Source organism: Ancylobacter lacus (assembly GCF_018390635.1).
GTDB classification, from domain to species: Bacteria; Pseudomonadota; Alphaproteobacteria; order Rhizobiales; family Xanthobacteraceae; genus Ancylobacter; species Ancylobacter lacus.
In genome coordinates this window covers 1-17,280 of the sequence record NZ_JAHBGE010000018.1, presented here as the reverse complement: position 1 = coordinate 17,280, position 17,280 = coordinate 1, and the positions used below count along the sequence as shown (strand labels likewise).

15 protein-coding genes are annotated in these 17,280 nt (G+C 71.9%); 2 read left to right on the top strand and 13 right to left on the bottom strand.

Annotation, left to right across the window (positions count from 1 at the left end; translation table 11 throughout):
- Positions 1-5: 5 nt before the first annotated feature.
- The 7 genes from KHC27_RS04740 to KHC27_RS04710 all read right to left on the bottom strand — a co-directional run bounded on the left by KHC27_RS04740 (position 6) and on the right by KHC27_RS04710 (position 7,384).
- Positions 6-1,532 (bottom strand): hydantoinase/oxoprolinase N-terminal domain-containing protein, encoded by a 1,527-nt coding sequence (locus tag KHC27_RS04740; protein WP_213335695.1) that lies wholly within the window; start codon positions 1,530-1,532, stop codon positions 6-8.
- A complete protein-coding gene (locus KHC27_RS04735; protein ID WP_213335693.1) occupies positions 1,529-2,632 on the bottom strand; it encodes a DUF917 domain-containing protein in 1,104 nt (367 codons plus the stop codon). Before KHC27_RS04735 ends, KHC27_RS04740 begins: the two co-directional genes overlap by 4 nt.
- 25 nt (positions 2,633-2,657) lie before the next feature.
- Positions 2,658-3,731, bottom strand: a complete 1,074-nt coding sequence (locus tag KHC27_RS04730) for an ABC transporter ATP-binding protein (protein WP_213335691.1) — start codon at positions 3,729-3,731, stop codon at positions 2,658-2,660.
- A gap of 3 nt (positions 3,732-3,734) precedes the next feature.
- Positions 3,735-4,547, bottom strand: a complete 813-nt coding sequence (locus KHC27_RS04725; RefSeq protein WP_213335689.1) for an ABC transporter permease — start codon at positions 4,545-4,547, stop codon at positions 3,735-3,737.
- Positions 4,544-5,422, bottom strand: a complete 879-nt coding sequence (locus KHC27_RS04720; RefSeq protein ID WP_213335687.1) for an ABC transporter permease — start codon at positions 5,420-5,422, stop codon at positions 4,544-4,546. The genes KHC27_RS04725 and KHC27_RS04720 overlap by 4 nt, the downstream gene beginning before the upstream one ends.
- Complete coding sequence (locus KHC27_RS04715; RefSeq protein WP_213335683.1) at positions 5,419-6,183, bottom strand: aspartate/glutamate racemase family protein; 765 nt, start codon at positions 6,181-6,183, stop codon at positions 5,419-5,421. Before KHC27_RS04715 ends, KHC27_RS04720 begins: the two co-directional genes overlap by 4 nt.
- 70 nt (positions 6,184-6,253) lie before the next feature.
- On the bottom strand, positions 6,254-7,384 hold the full coding sequence (locus KHC27_RS04710; RefSeq protein ID WP_213335680.1) for an ABC transporter substrate-binding protein: 1,131 nt from the start codon (positions 7,382-7,384) through the stop codon (positions 6,254-6,256).
- A gap of 169 nt (positions 7,385-7,553) precedes the next feature.
- On the opposite strand from KHC27_RS04710, the gene KHC27_RS04705 reads away from it, so the two are divergent.
- Positions 7,554-8,387: a helix-turn-helix transcriptional regulator gene (locus tag KHC27_RS04705; protein WP_213335677.1), complete on the top strand. Its 834-nt coding sequence runs from the start codon at positions 7,554-7,556 to the stop codon at positions 8,385-8,387.
- Positions 8,388-8,426: 39 nt separating this feature from the next.
- Here KHC27_RS04705 and KHC27_RS04700 read toward each other — a convergent pair whose 3' ends face one another.
- The 3 genes from KHC27_RS04700 to KHC27_RS04690 form a co-directional block, all read right to left on the bottom strand.
- The gene (locus KHC27_RS04700; RefSeq protein WP_213335673.1) at positions 8,427-10,004 is read right to left on the bottom strand and encodes an efflux transporter outer membrane subunit; all 1,578 of its coding nucleotides are present in this window, start codon (positions 10,002-10,004) and stop codon (positions 8,427-8,429) included.
- 77 nt (positions 10,005-10,081) lie between these two features.
- Positions 10,082-13,252 carry an efflux RND transporter permease subunit gene (locus KHC27_RS04695; protein WP_213335670.1) on the bottom strand — a complete coding sequence of 1,057 codons (3,171 nt, stop codon included), beginning with the start codon at positions 13,250-13,252 and terminating at the stop codon, positions 10,082-10,084.
- Positions 13,253-13,263: 11 nt separating this feature from the next.
- Entirely contained in the window at positions 13,264-14,499 is a 1,236-nt protein-coding gene (locus KHC27_RS04690; RefSeq protein ID WP_213335811.1) for an efflux RND transporter periplasmic adaptor subunit, read from the bottom strand.
- Positions 14,500-14,738: 239 nt separating this feature from the next.
- Between KHC27_RS04690 and KHC27_RS04685 the strand changes: the two genes are divergently transcribed.
- Positions 14,739-15,395, top strand: a complete 657-nt coding sequence (locus KHC27_RS04685) for a TetR/AcrR family transcriptional regulator (protein WP_213335668.1) — start codon at positions 14,739-14,741, stop codon at positions 15,393-15,395.
- A 44-nt stretch (positions 15,396-15,439) separates the two neighbouring features.
- Here KHC27_RS04685 and KHC27_RS04680 read toward each other — a convergent pair whose 3' ends face one another.
- From KHC27_RS04680 to KHC27_RS04670, 3 genes are all read right to left on the bottom strand, one after another.
- Positions 15,440-16,369, bottom strand: coding sequence for an amidoligase family protein (locus KHC27_RS04680; protein ID WP_213335666.1), 930 nt, complete (start codon positions 16,367-16,369; stop codon positions 15,440-15,442).
- A gap of 194 nt (positions 16,370-16,563) precedes the next feature.
- Positions 16,564-16,815, bottom strand: a complete 252-nt coding sequence (locus KHC27_RS04675) for a GlsB/YeaQ/YmgE family stress response membrane protein (protein WP_213335664.1) — start codon at positions 16,813-16,815, stop codon at positions 16,564-16,566.
- Between the two features lie 145 nt (positions 16,816-16,960).
- A partial coding sequence (locus KHC27_RS04670; RefSeq protein WP_213335662.1) for a gamma-glutamyltransferase occupies positions 16,961-17,280 on the bottom strand: 320 nt, incomplete at its 5' end.

The window sequence follows — 17,280 nt, the reverse complement described above, 5'->3', positions numbered from 1 at the left end:
CGGGCTCACCGGACGTCGCCCACCACCCTCACCCTTACCCGACGCGCGTCGCCGGGAATATAGGCGAGCGGCAGGTCCTCGACGTCGAGCAGCACCAGGCTTTCCCGCTGCGCGCCCGCCTCGACCGCCCGCGCCTCGGCGACGGCGCGGGCGCGGGCCACCGCCTCCTCGCGCGGCATGTCGTGGAAGATGCGGTCGACCTCGCCGCTGACCTGCGCCATGGCCGCGCCCACCGCATTGGCGACGCCGGCATCCGGCACCTTCACCACCTCGCTGACGCCCGCCAGCGTCTCCGGCACCAGGAAGGCGCCGCCCCCCACCGCCACCACCGGAACCGGGGCGGCACTGGTCTTCATGCGGTCGATGACCTCCTCCAGCGCGGTGCGGATCCAGTCGCGGCAGCGGGCCAGCAGCGCCGGATCGAGGCCCGCCACCCGGGCGGGGCTGCCGATGGCGGCAAGGCCGAGGCCGACGCCGATGTCGGTCAGGGTCAGGGTGTCGCCGCCGAACACCCGCGCCGCCTCGCGGATGCGGAAGCCGACGCTTTCCGGCCCGATGCCGAACGGCGCCGTGCTGACCCGGGTGCCGCCGCCGAGCCCGATCGAGACCACGTCCGGCATGCGGAACACGGTGCGCACCCCGCCAATGTCGACCCGGCTGTTGGCCTCGCGGGGAAAGCCACCCTCCAGCACGCCGACATCGCTGGTGGTGCCGCCGACATCGACCACGATGGCGTTCTGCCGGCCGGAGAGCAGCGCGGCGCCGCGCATGGAATTTGTGGGGCCCGAGGCGAAGCAGAGCACGGGAAAGCGCTCCGCCACCTCCGCCACCACCACGGTGCCGTCGTTCTGGGTGATGTAGAGCGGGGCGGCGAGGCCGCTGGCGGCGATGGCGTCACGAAAGGCGGCGACGGTGCGGCGGGCGAGCCCGTGCAGGCAGCTGTTGAGGATGGCGGCGTTTTCCCGCTCGAGGAGCCCGATGCGGCCGAGCGCGCTGGAGAGGGTGACGGCGACGCCGGGGGCCTCCTGCGCCAGGATCGCCCGGGCCTCCTCCTCCGCCGCGGCGGTGAGGGGGGAGAACACCGCGCAGACCGCGACCGAGCCGACCCCGCTCGCCGCGATGGCGCGGGCGGCCTGCCGCATGCCCTCGGCATCGAACGGCACGATCGGCCGGCCGTCGAACTCGTGGCCGCCGCGCAGCATGAAGACCGGCCCCTCCACCGCGCGGCGCAGATCCGCCGGCCAGCCGGTGAACGGCGGCAGCACCGCCGCGGCGGGCAGGCCGATGCGCACCACCGCGACCCGTTCCACCCCGCGCCGCTCGATCACCGCATTGGTGAAATGGGTGGTGCCGATCATCACCCCGGCGAGGCCGGCGGGATCGGCGCCGGCCGTCACATGCGCCAGCGCGGCGCGCACGCCGGTGGTGACGTCCGCGGTGGTGGCGGTCTTCACCCGGGAGAGGATGCGGGTGCCGTCCAGCAGCACGCCGTCGGTGTTGGTGCCGCCGACATCGATGCCGATGCGCTTCATGGCCGTGCCTCCCCGCCCGCGCCGGCGCGCCGCGCAAAGGGCGTGTAGTCGAAATCGAAGCCGAAGGCGCGCGGCCCCACCGCCGCGAGCCCGGCCGGGCTGGTCATGATGGGATCGGCCGGCAGGGCGATGACCGCCACGCGCTGGCCGTAGCGGATGACCTCGGCGCCGATCGCCTCGCCCGTCACCGCGTCGAGGATGGTGATGAGGTCGGGCACGCTGGCCAGCACCGCGCCGTCCTCGCGCGCGGCGGAGAACTCGTTCTGGAAGTCGATCAGCAGGGTGCGGCCGGCGTCGGTCCCGGTGCCGCCGAGCCGGGCCTGCCCGCGCACGAAGCCTTCCGCCATGCGGCGCGAGACGTCCTCCACCTTGCCGCGCAGCAGCAGCGCGCCGCTCTCCGCCGCGAGGATAGCGGCCACCGGGTCGGCATGGGCGCGGCGCGCCCGCTCCACCGCGCGGCCGAGCCGGATCGCCCGGCTGGTCGAGCCGAGGATGGCATGCGCCTTCACCTCGGCCCCGGTGCGCGGCGCGCCGCAGGTGCCGGCGATGGAGCCCAGCTCCACCACCGCCCTGCGGCCGAGCCGCTCGGTCCAGCCGGCGTTCTCGGCGTGGGCGATGATCAGCGCGTTGTCGCGGATGTCGGCGATGGCGAAGGGGGCCATAGGCAGGCCGCGAATGGCGAAGCTGGTCATCTGCACCTCCGGGAAAGCGCGGCCCATGACGTCGGCATCGACCACCGGCAGGTCGAGCTCCATGCCCACCAGCAGCGGCAGGAAGGCGTTCTCCCCGCCGATCTCCACCGACATCACCGCGTCGAAGCGGCGGCCGACATGGGCCTCCATCAGCCGCACGGCGCGGCAGGCCGAGACCGGCTCGGGCAGCCGCTCCTTGGTGACCAGAGGAGCCCCCATGAAGGCCAGCACGGCGACGCGGGCGTCGTCGTCCAGCTCGGCGGGGTCGAGCATCCGCACCCTTTTGCCGCGCGCATAGGCTTCCTGCGCGCACATCAGTTCCAGATGCGGGTGGTTGCCGCCGCCGGTGCCGAGCACGCCGGCGCCGATCGCCAGCGCCTCCAGCTCGTCCGCCTCGATCTCTCGCATGAAGGCTCTTTCCGAAAGGCCGGCCTCAGGCCGGGATGATCCACGACGCCGCCGGCGCCCATGAGAAGGTGGCGAGGCTGCCGCGCTCCGGCGGCGCCGCCGCGCCCGGCTGCAGCGAGGTCAGCCGCGTGCCGGCCGCGGTGCGGCCGATCACCCGGCGCGCCGCGCCGGAATAGAGAACCTCCTCGACCCGCGCGGCGAGGCCGGGCCGCGTCCCCGTGGCGGCCGCGTGCACCTCCACCGCTTCCGGCCGCACCGCGAGGGTGACGGCGGCCCCGGCGGCGGCCCGGACGGCGCCCGGCCCGCCCTCGGGCAGCGGCAGCCGGGTGCCGTCCTCCAGCCGCAGCCCGTCCGGCTCCACCGTCGCCGGCACCAGATTGGCCTCGCCGACGAAATCGGCGACGAAGCGCGTGGCCGGCCGGGCATAGACCTCCTCCGGCGTGCCGTACTGCTCGATGCGGCCGGCATTCATCACCGCGATGAAGTCGGAGAGGTTCAGCGCCTCTTCCTGGTCGTGGGTCACGGCGATGAAGGTGAGGCCGAGCTCGCGGTGCAGCCGCTTCAGCTCCGCCTGCATCTGCTTGCGCAGCTTGAGGTCGAGCGCGCCGAGCGGCTCGTCGAGCAGCAGCACCGCCGGCTCCACCACCAGCGCCCGGCCGAGGGCGACGCGCTGGGCCTGGCCGCCGGAAATCTCCGACACCCGCCGCCCGCCGAGCCCGGCGAGGCCGAGCATCTCCAGCATCGCGGCCACCCGGGCGCGGATGGCCGGCTTGTCCATCCGCCGAATGCGCAGGCCGAAGGCGAGGTTCTCCTCAACGGTGCGGTGGGGAAACAGCGCGTAGTCCTGAAACACCATCGCGGTGTCGCGGCGGTAGGGCGGCAGGCCGACCACCGAGGCGCCGCCGATGCGGATGTCGCCGGAGGTCGGCTCGGCAAAGCCGCTGATCATGCGCAGCAGGGTGGACTTGCCGCAGCCGCTCGGCCCCAGCAGGGTGACGAAGGCGCCGCGCGGCACCTCCAGCGAGACGCCGGCGACGGCGAGATGGCCCTCATAGCGCTTGACGACCCCGGCGAGGGTCACGCCTTCGCTCCGCGACATGGATCAGGACTCCCGGGCCCGGCCGGCCTGGCGGAGAATCCAGAGCTGGCTGGCGACGCTGAGCAGCAGCGTCGCGGCGATGATGAGGGTGGAGACGGCGTTGATCTTCGGCGAGATGACCTGCCGCAGCGAGGTCCAGATCACGATCGGCAGCGTCTTGGTGAAGCCGGCCACGAACCAGGCGACGATGAATTCGCCGAAGGCGTCGGTGAAGGCCAGCAGGAACACCGCGACCAGCGCCGGCGCCGTGAGCGGCAGGACGATCTCGCGGAACACCACCCATTCCGTCGCGCCGAGGTCCATCGCCGCCTCGATGTAGGAGCGGCGGAAGCCGAGCAGGCGGGAATAGAGCATGAGCGCGGCATAGCTCGACGTCATGGTGGCGTGGGCGATGATGATGGCGGGCTCGCCGATCATGCCGGGGGCGGCCCGCGCCAGCATCACGAGGCCGAGGCCGAGCACCAGCGGGGGCAGCACCACCGGCCCCAGCATCAGCGCCAGCACGGCCGATTTCCAGCGCAGCGGAAACCACGCCAGCACCATCGCCGCCGGCATGGCGAGCGCGGTGGCCAGCAGCGCCGAGGCGGCCGCCAGCCGGGCGCTGGTCGCCATTGAGCCGGCCAGCGCCGGGTCGGCGAAGGCGGCGGCGAACCATTGCGTGGTGAAGCCCGCCAGCGGCAGGCCGGAGATCGCCCGGGAATCGAAGGCGAACAGCGCGATCACCGCGATCGGCAGGTAGAGGAAGAGATAGATGAGGGCGGCATAGGCCGTGAAGGCCAGCAGGCCGGCGGAGGGCAGCAGGCGGCGCAGGCTCATGGCCGCTCTCCGCTCGCCCGCCGCAGCCAGCGCATCGAGACCGCCAGCAGGCCCATCACCATCGCCATCAGCACCATGGCGATGGCCGCCCCGCCCGGCCAGTCCTGCCGGCGCTGGAACTGATCCTGGATGATCTGCGAGAGCAGCAATTGCTTGCCCCCGCCGAGCAGCGCCGGGGTGACGAACTCGCCGAGACCGAAGATGAAGCAGAACACCGCCCCGACCACGAGCCCCGGCAGGGACAGCGGCAGCGTGACCTCCCAGAACGCCCGCAGCGGGCCGGCGTTCAGGTCCTTGGCGGCGTCAATCCAGCTTTGCTCGATGCGGTCGATGGCGGCGTAGAGCGGCAGCACGTAGAGCGGGAGATAGGCGTAAACCAGCCCGATCATGGTGGAGAGCGGGGAATAAAGCAGGATGCCGAGCGGCGCCTCGATTAGCCCGGTGCCGACAAGGAACTGGTTGATCACCCCATGCTCGCCGAGCAGGATGCGCCACGCCGCGATGCGCATGACGATGCTGATCCAGAACGGCGCCACCACCGCCACCAGCAGCACGAGGCGCAGCCGGCGGCCGACCTTGCGGGCGATGAAATAGGCGATGGGATAGGCCAGAAGCCCGCAGGCCACGGTGACGAACAGCGCGGTGCGCACCGAGAGCAGCAGGCTGCGCCACACCGCGGCATTGCCCAGCGCGGCGGTGTAGTTCGCCAGCGTCAGGTCGGGCGTCAGCCGGTAGTTCTCCATCGACCACACGCTGATGACCGCCAGAATGCCCACCGGCACCAGGAAGAACAGGCACTGCCAGAGCAGCAGCGGCGCCAGCCCGGCCGCGGCGAGACGGCGGGCGCGGCGCGCGGCGGGGCCGGGCGCGCTCATCCGGCGAAGCCGTATTCGCGGCGGGCGAAGGCGGGGCGGGGGTAGGTCAGCTTGCTGTGGCGCAGCCCGGCGCCGACGAAGGCTTCCGCCATCGCCACCGCCACCCGGCCGGGATCGATGACCGGGACATGGACGCCGAAGCGGGCCGCCAGCGCGCTCTCCACCTCGGCGGCCATGTCGAAGCCGGTGCCGGTGCACCCCATGACGATGCATTCGGCGCCGTCGCGCTCCACCGCGTCGGTGCATTCGGCGATGAGGTGGGGAAGCCGCGTCTCGTCCAGCGCCAGCACGCTCGCCCCCGCCGCCCGCACCGAGGCGAGGCGGTCGGACAGTCCGTAGCGGTGCACCACCCGGCGGATGAGCGGGAACAGCGGCGTCTCGGTGATGACCACGGTGAAGCGCATGGAAAGCATGGCCGCCGCGTGCAGCGCCGCCTCGCCCTCGCCGATGACCGGGATCGACACGCATTCCCGCGCGGCGGCGAGGCCGGGATCGGTGAAGCAGCAGATCGACACCGCGTCGATGCCGGCGGCTTCCGCCTCGATGATGAGGCGGATGGTTTCCGGCGCGGCGAGCGCGCTGTCGAATTCCGCCTCGATCGAGTGGGTGCCGCGGGCGAGCGGCACGGCGGAAACCTCCGTGCCCGGCCGGGCGAAGCCGCGGTATTCCGCCTCGGCCTTGCCGACCAGCTCGCGGCTGTCGAGCACCGGCACGACGACGCGCAGGCGGATGGGGCGGTGGCCGGGGGCGGTGTGGGTCATCACGGGAAAGTCCATCGCTGCGGCGCCGCGCCCGCCCCGGCGGGCGCCGGGAGCGGGCGGGGCCGGAAAATCAGGCGGTCTTGAAGCGCTGCCAGGCGTCGGCCCACGCCGCCTCGTCGACCGGGGCCTGGCTCATCCGGCACTTGGAGGCCCATTCCTCGATCTTGTCGAGACCCAGGATCTTCACCTGCTCGGCGGTGAGCAGCTCCATCACCTTGGCGTTGGTCACGGCGAACTTGTCGGCGCCCCAGGCCATCTGCTTCGCCGCCTTGGCGCTGGTCATGTAATTGACGTAGGCCAGCGCCGAGGCGAGATGCTCGGTGCCGCGCACGATCTGCAGCGTCTCCATCCACATCGCGCCGCCCTGGTCGGGAATGGTCAGCTCGACATTGGCGCCGGCGAGCTTGGCGGTGGTCGCGACATTGTCGCTGGAGGCGCCCCACACCATCCAGGCCTCGCGGTTCACGAGGTCGGACTTCACCGTGCCCATGTCGGCCTGCAGCGCCCGCATGTTGGGACGGAAGGCGATCATCCGGTCGAGGATCTTCTGCAGCTCCGGGCCGGTGGCGGTCTCGGGGGCGGGCATGCCGAGCCAGAGCCCGGCCATCCAGAGATAGAGCTCGGGCCAGTCGATGATCTCGACCCGCTCCTTCAGCGCGGGGTCCCACGCCAGGGCGGCCTCGCGCGCCGAGGCGGGGGAAATCTTGTCGGGCCAGTAGACGAAGCCGTTGACGCCGAACCGGGTCGGCACGCCATACAGCTTACCCTCGTACATCGTCTCGGGCCGGTTGCGGAACATCGGGAAGAAGTCGCCCATGGAGGGCAGGCTCGCCGGGTCGATCGGCAGGGTGAGGCCGGCCCTGGCGAATTTGGCGGTCCACACCGCGTCCGGGTTGATGACGTCGAACTTCACCGTGCCGGCCCGCACCAGATCGAGCTGGGCGCCGTTGCTGTCGGCTTCCTTCACGTTCAGCTCGACCCCGGTGGCCTCGGTGAAGCCCTTCATCAGCTCGGGATCGTCATAGCCCGCCCAGGCGAGCACGTTGAGCGGGCCGGTGAGCTTCTCGGTGCCGGCATAGGCCGGGCGGCTGACATCGACGCTGCCGGCGAGGGCAGCGAACAGCGCGGCGGTGCCGGCGTGGCGCAGCGCGTCGCGGCGGCTCAGGCTCGGGCTCGTGAGGGACGGCGCACGGCGGATCATCGACGCTCTCCGAAAGGGGCTCTGGGTGGGCGCCGGTCGGCGGGCGGGGCTCCGGCTCGCCGCCCTGTTTAGCGCAGCCGCCGCGCCGGCCCTATGGTGACCGGGGATACCAGCGCCGGCGCGGCGGCGGCCGGCGCGCTGGCCCGGTCCTTGCCTTTCGGGAGGGATGATGAAGATCACGAGCAATGCGCGTTCCGTGCCGCCCGCGGTCGTGCCGGGCGCCGCCGGGCGGCCTTCCGCAGGGGCCGGGCTCGCCCCGGGCTGGGGCGGGCTGCTGGCGGGCGCGGCCGCCGCCGCCGGCACCGAGCAGTTCTACACCCGGCTCACCGCGGCGACACGGGCGCTGATTCCGGCCGATTTCTGCATCGTCGCCCGCTACCGGCCGCGACGGCGCCCGCGCATCCTCATCGACGAGGGAATGGGCGGGCCGGCGAAGACCACCTACATGGCCCGGCTGTGGGAGCTGGACCCGATCTGCCGCGTCTCGGCCAGCGCCGAGCCGGTGCGCGCCTTCAGCCTCGCCGCGCTGCGCGACGGGGGCGCGCTGAGCGAGCCCTACGGGCGCTATGTCGACACCCTGCTCGGCATCAAGGACGAACTCGCCATCCTGCTGCCTGCCGCGGACCACGCCTGCCTCGCGCTGTGCCTCGACCGGCGCGGCCAGCCCTTCAGCCGCGAGGAGGTGGAGGTGGCCTGCGAGCTTCAGCAGCTCTTCGCGGTGCTGCACCAGGGCCATCTCGCCATCGCCCCGGCGGCGGGAGAGGGCGAGGCGGACGAGGCCGCCGACATCGAGCGGTTCCGCCGCCGCCACGGCCTGACCGGCCGCGAGACCGAGATTCTCGCGCTGGCGCTCAACGGCCACGCCAACGCCACCATCGCGGCGCGGCTGGGCATCAGCGTCGGCGGGGTGAAGAACCACAAGCACCGGCTCTACAACAAGCTCGACATCACCACCGAGCGCGAGCTGATCACCACCTTCTTCGCCGAGCGCCGCGCGATGTGATGCGGCGCCCGCGCGCATGTGGAGCCGGCGCGGCCCGGCTCATTCCCGGCGGGCGAACTGCTGCGCCCAGTCGGCGGAGACGAAGCGCGGGCCCATGTCGTCGACGACCTCGGGCGTGCGGGTGTCCACCGTGCCGTCCCAGCCGCCACCGAGCGCCTTGTTGAGCGCGACATAGTCAGTGGTGATGAGCACCTGGCTCTGGAGGTAGGAATCCTCCGCCGAATAGAGCGAGCGCTCGGCATCCAGCACGTCGAGGAAGCTCGACGAGCCCGACTGGTACAGGCTGCGCGAGAGCGAGGCGGCCTGCCGGTAGGAATTGGCGGAGGCGGCGAGGCTGCGGTTGCGGATGCGCTCCTGCTGCAGCGAGACGGAGGCGTTCTCGACATCCTGCAGCGCGGTCAGCACCGAGGACCGGTAGGCGAGGAAATACTCGTCGCGCTGCGCCTGGGCGTATTCCACCGCCGCCTGCAGGCTGCCGGCGTTGAAGATCGGCACGCTGACGCTGGGGCCGAAGTTCCAGCTTATGTTGGAGCTCTTGCCGAGATCGCCGACCTGCGAGGCCGAGGTGGAAATCTCCCCGGTGAGGCTGACGTCGGGGTAGCGGGCGGCTTCCGCTCCGCCGACCTTGGCGGTGTACTGGGCGTATTGCCGCTCGGCGAGGCGCACGTCGGGCCGCGACAGCAGGATGTCGGCCGGCACCCCGGTGGGGATGGGGGCGCGCGGCCGGGGAATGGGCGCGGTGCGCGCCATCCGCTCGTTCAGCGCCGCCGGCGGCTGGCCGAGCAGGATGGCGAGTTGGTTCACCGTCTGCTGGTAGGAGGCCTGAAGCTGGGGAATGTCCGCCTCGGTGCTGGCGGCCTGTCCCTCGGCATTGGCGAGATCGACCGCCGAGGCCGAGCCGGCCTGGAACTTGGTGCGGGTGAGGGCGGCGGTCTCGCGCTGCGAGGCCGCGGTGCGGCGCGCCAGCGCGATGCGGGCCTGATAGCCGCGCGCCTCGACATAGTTGGTGGCGACATCGCCGACCAGCGTCAGCAGCGTGTTGCGCAGGCTCTCCTCGGAGGCGTCGAGGCCGTATTTCGCCGCCTCCGCGGCGCGGCGGTTGGCGCCGAACAGGTCGAGTTCCCAGCTCGCGTCGAGGCCGGCGGTGTAGGAATCGAACGGCCCCGCCACCTGCACGTCGCCGGTGCCGGCCGAGACGTTGCTGCCATTGTCGGTGCGCAGATACTGGCCGGAGCCGGTGAGCGTCGGGGCAAGGGCGGCAAGCGCCTGCTTGCGGCTGGCGCGGGCCTCACGCACCCGCGACTTGGCGGTGGCGACGTCGAGATTGCCGGCGACCGCCTCCTCCATAAAGCCGTTCAGCGTCTTGTCGTTGAGCCGCTCCCACCAGCGCCCGAGCCGGGGCGGCTGGTTGGCGGGGGAGGGCGTGCCGGTGGCGATGACGCCGGCCTTGCCGTTGCCCCAGCTTGCCGGCACGGCGAGGCCGGGCGCCTTGTAGTCCGGCCCCACCGCGCAGCCGCCCAGCGCCCCGGCCAGCAGCAGGGCGGCGGTCAGGCGCGGCGTGGGCCGGGCGGGGCGGGTGCGGGCGGCGAGGGGGGCGGGCAGCGGTTGGGCCGTCATCGGTTCACCGGGCATGGAGTCAACGGGCGCGTGAGGGCGGGGCGCGTGAGGGCGGGAGGCGACGGGGTGGGGCGCGGTCATGGCGTCCCCGCTCCGGCGTCGGTGGTGGCGAGCGGGGCGGCCGGCGGCGGCTCCGCCGAGGCGCTCGCGGGCGTCGCGCGGCGGAACAGCCGGCTGACGACGATGAACAGCAGCGGCACGAAGAAGATGCCGAGCACGGTCGCGGCGATCATGCCGCCCATCACCCCGATGCCGATGGCGTTCTGCGCCCCCGAGCCGGCGCCGCTGGCGATGGCGAGCGGCGTCACGCCGAGGATGAAGGCGAAGGAGGTCATCAGGATCGGGCGCAGCCGCTGGCGCGCGGCGTCGAGCGTCGCCTCGACCAGCCCCATCCCATGGGCCTGCCGCTCGATGGCGAATTCGACGATGAGGATCGCGTTCTTGGCGGCGAGGCCGATGGTGGTGAGCAGCCCGACCTTGAAGTAGACGTCGTTGGTCTGGCCGAAGAGCTGTGCCGCCAGCAGCGCGCCGAACACGCCGACCGGCACCGCCAGCAGCACCGCGAACGGGATCGACCAGCTCTCGTACAGCGCGGCGAGGCAGAGGAAGACCACCAGCAGCGAGATGACGTAGAGCGCCGTCGCCTGGTTGGAGGACAGCCGCTCCTGATGCGACAGGCCGGTCCATTCATAGGCGTAGCCCGGCGGCAGGTGGGCGATGATGCCCTCCACCGCGTCCATCGCCGCGCCCGAGGAGACGCCCGGCGCCGCCTGGCCCTGGATCTCCACCGCCGAGGCGCCGTTGAAGCGCTCCAGCCGGGGCGAGCCGAAGGTCCAGCGGGTGGAGGCGAAGGCCGAGAACGGCACCATGTCGCCGTTGGAGTTGCGGACCTCCCACTTGGCGAGGTCTTCCGGCTGCATGCGGAAATTCGCGTCCGACTGCAGATAGACCTTCTTCACCCGGCCGCGGTCGAGGAAGTCGTTGACGTAGGTGCTGCCCCAGGCGGTGGAGAGGGTGTCGTTGATGTCGCCCAGCGCGACGCCGAGCGCGCTCGCCTTCTCCTGGTCGATGTCGACGACGAATTGCGGCTCGTCCTCCAGCCCGTTGGGCCGGGTGGCGATGAGGCGATGGTCCTGCGCCGCCATGCCGAGCAGCTGGTTGCGTGCGGACATGAGCTTTTCGTGGCCGGCGCCGGCGAGGTCCTGAAGGTAGAGGCTGAAGCCGTTGGAATTGCCCATGCCCTGGATGGCGGGCGGGGCGAGGGTGAAGACCCGGGCGTCGCGGATGGTCGAGAACGCCCCCATCGAGCGGCCGGCGACCGCCGCGGCGGCGACGGCGGGCGAGCGGCGCTCGTCGAAGGGCTTCAGCCGCACGAAGGCGATGCCGAGATTCTGGCCCTGGCCGCTGAAGCCGAAGCCGTTGACGGTGAAGACGCTCTCGACCGCGTCCTTCTCGTGGTCGAGGAAATAGCTGCGCACCTCGCCCAGCGTCTTCTCGGTGCGGTCCGCGGTGGCGCCGACCGGAAGCTGCACCATGGCGATGAGAATGCCCTGGTCCTCGTCGGGCAGGAAGGAGGAGGGCAGCCGCGCGAACATCCAGCCCATGCCGAGGGCGATGGCGAGGAACACCACCAGAAACCGGCCGGAGCGGGCGACGATTCCCGCCGTGCCGGAACGGTAGGCGGCGCTGGTGCGCTCGAACCCGCGGTTGAACCAGCCGAAGAAGCCACGGCTGCGGGCATGCTCCTTCGGCGGGCGCAGCAGGGTGGCGCACAGCGCCGGGGTGAGCACCAGCGCCACCAGCACCGACAGCATCATCGCCGAGATGATGGTGACCGAGAACTGGCGGTAGATGACGCCCACCGAGCCGCCGAAGAACGCCATCGGCAGGAACACCGCGGAGAGCACGGTGGCGATGCCGATGAGCGCGCCGGTGATCTCGCCCATCGACTTGCGGGTGGCCTCCTTCGGCGGGAGGCCCTCCTCCTCCATCACCCGCTCGACGTTCTCGACCACGACGATGGCGTCGTCGACCAGCAGGCCGATGGCCAGCACCATGGCGAACATGGTGAGCGTGTTGACGGAATAGCCGAACAGCGCCAGCACCCCGAAGGTGCCGAGCAGCACCACGGGCACCGCCAGCGAGGGAATGAGGGTGGCGCGGACATTCTGCAGGAAGACGAACATCACCACGAAGACGAGGACGATGGCCTCGAACAGCGTGCGCACCACCTCCTCGATCGAGAGCACGACGAAGGGCGTGGTGTCGTAGGGATAGACCACCTCCATCCCTTCCGGGAAGGTCGGCCGCATCCGCTCGATCGCCGCCTTCACCGCCTCGGCGGTGCTGATGGCGTTGGCCCCGGTGGCGAGGTTGACGCCGAGACCGGCGGCCGGCATGCCGTTGTAGCGCGAGGAGGTGGTGTAGCTCTCCGCCCCCAGCTCGACCGTGGCGACGTCGTTGACCCGCACCAGCGAGCCGTCGGTGGTGCTCTTCAGGATGATGTTGCGGAACTGCTCGGGCGTCTGCAGGCGCGAGCGGGCGGTGACGGTGGCGTTGAGCTGCTGGCCGGTGCGGACGGGAAGCCCGCCGAGCTGGCCCGCCGACACCTGGGTGTTCTGCGCCTCGATGGCGGTGGCGACGTCGCTCGGCATGAGCTGGTACTTCGCCAGCCGGTCCGGGTCCAGCCAGATGCGCATGGCGTAGGAGGAGCCGAACAGGGTGGTGGAGCCGACCCCGTCGATGCGCTTCAGCGTGTCGTTCAGCGTGGAGTCGACATAGTCGGACACGTCGGTCGAGGACATGCGCCCGTCGGTCGAGACGAAGCCGATGACCAGCAGGAAGCCGTCCGAGGCCTTCTCCACCGAGATGCCGTTGGTCTGCACCACCGAGGGAAGCTGCGAGGTGACGAGCTGCAGCTTGTTCTGCACCTGCATCTGCGCGATGTCGGGATCGGCGCCGGTGGTGAAGGTCAGGGTGATGGTGGCCTGGCCGGTCGAGGTCGAGGTGGCCGACATGTAGTCGAGATTGTCGATGCCGGTCATGCCCTGCTCGATGACCTTGGTCACCGAATTCTCCACGGTCTGGGCGTCGGCGCCGGGATAGCTGGCGGTGACGCTGACGGTGGTGGGGGCGATCTGCGGGTATTGCGCGATCGACAGCGTGCGCAGCGCCAGCACGCCGCCGAGCATGATCAGGATCGCGATGACCCAGGCGAAGACCGGCCGGTCGATGAAGAAACGCGACATGGTGGCGGCCCTCAGTTCTGCGCCGCGGCCGGCGCGGCGGCACCGGCCTGTGCGGAGGCCTGGGCCGCGCCCGGCGCGGCCGGTGCCGCGCTCTGCTGGCCGCGCTCGCGCACCTCGCCGGTGGTGTCGTCCACCACCACGTCCACCGCGGTGACGTCCTGGCCGGGCCGGACGAACTGGCTGCCTTCCACGACCACCCGGTCGCCGTCATGGATGCCGGTGTCGACCAGCCAGTTGTTGCCGACGCTGCGCGAGACGGTGAGGACGCGCTGCTCGACCTTGCTGTCGGCATTCACCACCAGCGCGACCGGCTCGCCCTTGGTGTTGCGGGTCACGCCGCGCTGGGGCACCAGGAAGCTGTCGGGCGACACGCCCTCCTCGATGATGGCCCGCACATACATGCCCGGCAGCAGCAGCCGGTCGGGGTTGGGGAACTGGGCGCGCACGCCATAGGTGCCGGTGGTCTGGTCGACATAGGACGAGGAGAATTCCAGCGTCCCCGGCAGCGGGTAGAGCGTGCCGTTGTCGAGCTTGAGCCGCACCTTCACGCCCTCGCCGGCAACCTTGATGCGGCCCTCGCGAATGGCCTGCCGCAGGTTCAGCAGGTTGGTGCTGGACTGGGTGACGTCGACATTGATGGGATCGAGCGTGCGGATGGTGGTCAGCGCGGTGTCCTGGCTGGCGGTCACCAGCGCGCCGGGCGTCAGCGAGGATTTGTCGATGCGCCCGCCGATCGGCGCGGTGATGCGGGTGTAGGCGAGGTTGATCGTCGCGGTGTCGAGGCTGGCCTTGGCGGAGGCGACGTCCGCCCTGGCCTGGTCGAGCGAGGCGACGGCGTCGTCATAGTCCTGCTTGCTCACCGCGTTCTGCTTGATGAGCCCCTGGTAGCGCTCGACCTTGGCCTGCGCGCTCGGCACCGCGGCCTGCGCCTTGGCGAGGCTGGCGGCGGCGCTGTCGTGGGAGGCCTGATAGCTCGCGGGGTCGATCTGGTAGAGCGCGTCGCCCGCCTTCACCTCGCTGCCCTCCTCGAACAGCCGCGAGGTGATGATGCCGCCGACCTGCGGCCGCACATCGGCGACCAGCGAGGCGGTGGTGCGGCCCGGCATTTCCGCGGTGATGGCGACGGACTGGGGGTGGACGGTGACGACGCCGACCTCCGGCCGGCCGTTGGCGCCGGGCGGCCCGCCGCCCTGCTGGGACGGGTTGCATCCCGCCAGCAGCGCCGCGGCGAGGAGGCTGGCGAGCAGCCCGGGCCGACGCCATGCGGAGCGGGACCGGCCGTTGCCCGGCCGGTCCCGCGGTGCGGGGACGGGGGCGCAAGGGCTGGCGAGGGGGCGGGCGGAAGCCGTGAAGCGAAAGGGGGCGGTCAACGGAGGACCCTCTATTTACGAAACTCAATAGTATCCATATTTTGCAGGTTGTCTCCTGTCAAATGGCGATTCCGAGGGGCGGAGGCCGTGCTAGGGACACCCAGCGGGTGGGCAAGATGCTGAGAGAACGTGATAAAGCTGGACCAGGGCTGGCGCCGCGCGGGCGCGGCCGGCCGAAAGTTGTGGCGGACGAGGTGCAGCAGGAGCGGATCGTGGCGCAGGCCTTCGATCTGGTCTGCGAGACCGGCTATGCCGGCATGACCATGGACGCGGTGGCGGCGCGCTGCCGCATCTCGAAGAAGACGCTCTACCGGCTGTTTCCCGGCAAGCTGGCGCTGATGGGCGCGGTGATCGACCAGCACCGCCAGAGCATGATCGACATCCGTCCCGAATATGACGCGCTGCCGCTGGCCGAGGCGCTGGGCCGGCTGTTCTGCATCGACCTCGACGATGCGCGCAACCGCAGGCGTCTCAGCTTCATCCGGGTGCTGATGGTCGATCTGGCGCCGTTTCCCGAGCTGGAGCAATTGCTGGAAAGCCGCGGCCGTACGGCCACCCATGCGCTGGTCGTCGCGTGGCTGGAACGCCAGCAGGCGCTGGGGCGGGTGCGGATCGACCACATCCCCACCGCCGCCCGCATGCTGATGGACGTGGCCTTCGGCGCCATCGTGACCCGGCCCGGGCGGGACTGGGCCTGGCCGGATTTCGAGGACTGGCGGCTCTATCTGCGACGGGCCTTCGCCCTCTTCGCGGAAGGCGCCAGACCGCGCTGAGTTCCCGCCGGGCGGAGGCTCGGCCGTGCCGGAACGCGGGCTGGTCAGCCGGGCAGCAGATCGCTGCCGTCGATCATCTGCCCCGGCTCGTGCCCGGCGCCGAGCCGCGCCAGCGCCCCGGAATCGGCGGCGAGCCGCTCCACCGCCTGCCACAGCGCCCAGTCCGGCAGGATGCTCCAGCCCGGCCGGCCGACGAAGGCGCGCGGCAACCGGTAGTGGAAGGAGGGGCGCGGCTTGACCTTGCCGGAGGCGCGGGCGGCGAGCGCCCGCGGCCCGTGGTGCAGCAGCAGCGGCAGCAGGTCGAGCGCGCGCTTGCGGGTGGGATTGTCGGCGAGGTAGTCCGCCGCCAGCTCGTCGAGCCCCGGCCAGTAGGTGGGCGCGAGGACCTTGGCGATGTAGCGCGCGGGATAGGCCGGCGGCAGGTGGAGCCGCGCGGCGAGATCGGGCGCGGCCGCCGCCCGCAGCCACGGCTCCAGCAGAAGAAACGCCTTCAGCACCGCGGCGATGCGCCGGGCGTCGGGCTCGGTCTGCTCGATGTTGAAATGCAGGCCGAGCGAATCCAGCAGCGTGCCGCCCAGCCCCCGGGCGCCGGCGGCGTTCAGCGTCGCCAGCGCCTCGTCGATCCGCGCCAGCCGGTCGCTCGGCAGCGGCGCCAGAACCAGCTCACGCGGCACGAAAGGGCCGATCGCCGCGCCCAGCAGCGCCGCCGCGCGGGCCGGCGGCACCAGCCGCGGCGCGCCGGCGCGGCGGTGGGGATGGACGTGGCGGATGTCGAGCTCGATGCAGGCATCCGGCAGCGCGCCGCCGCGCAGATGCACGGCGTGGGCGTCCTCCGCCTCGACCGTGCCGCCGAAGCGGTCGGCGAGGGCCGCGGCGGCCGCCGACACCGGCAGCGCGGTGAACTCGATCTCGACGCCGACCCGGCGCACCGGAAGGTCGGCCGTGGGGCGGGCGGCGGGGAGGGAAGGGGGCACGGGCACCTGCTGTCTCGGCCCTGGAAATGGGGATTCCGCCCGCCCCGCGCCAGCGGGCTGCAGTGGCGGCTTTGTCTGGGCGGCGGCTTCGGGTAGCGGCTTTGCGAGTGGTGGCGTTCGGTCGCCCGTGGGCGGCGGGCGACGTCGCCGGGAGCCGGACGGCGCGGCCGCCCGGCTCCTCCGGCGCGTCCGGCCTAGCTGCGGATCGCCCGCGCCCCCCAGATGAGGATGCAGGCGCCGACGATGCCGGCGACGAGATAGCCGACCCAGCCACCGAAGCTCACGCCCAGCAGGCCGAACAGGAAGCTCGCCACCGCGGCGCCGATGATGCCGAGGATGATGTTGAGGAACAGGCCGGTATCGCTCTTCATCACGCTGGAAGCGATCCAGCCGGCGAGGCCGCCGATGATGATGGCCGCGATCCAGCCGATCTGTGCGTCTTCCATGGGTAGCCCCCGTCTGGTGAAACTGCCCATCAACGGCGGCACCGGGGTGCGGGTTCCATAACCGGCGGCTCCGTGCCGCCGGTCGGGCGAGGGCGCGCGCGGCGGCGTATGTGCCCGCCGCGCGGCCGGACGCCGGAGCCGGCCCTCAGAAGCCGAGCGCGCAGCCGTCCTTGCGCGGGTCGGAACCGCCGATCAGGCAGCCACGGGCGTGGTCCACCAGAATGACCTGCGCCCCGCCGATCGGCTTGGCGGCGGGCTGCAGCACATGTCCGCGGCCCCGGAGGTCGGCGAGGACGTGTTCGGGGTGGGTGGGTTCGATCTCGAGGGTGCCGTTGAAGCCGAAGGCGCGGGGGGCGTCGATCGCGGCCTGCAGGTCCAGCCCCTGGTCGAGCAGGCCGGAGAGCAGCGCCGCGTGGCCGGCGGCCTGGTATTGCCCGCCCATCACCCCGAACACCCCGAGCCCCG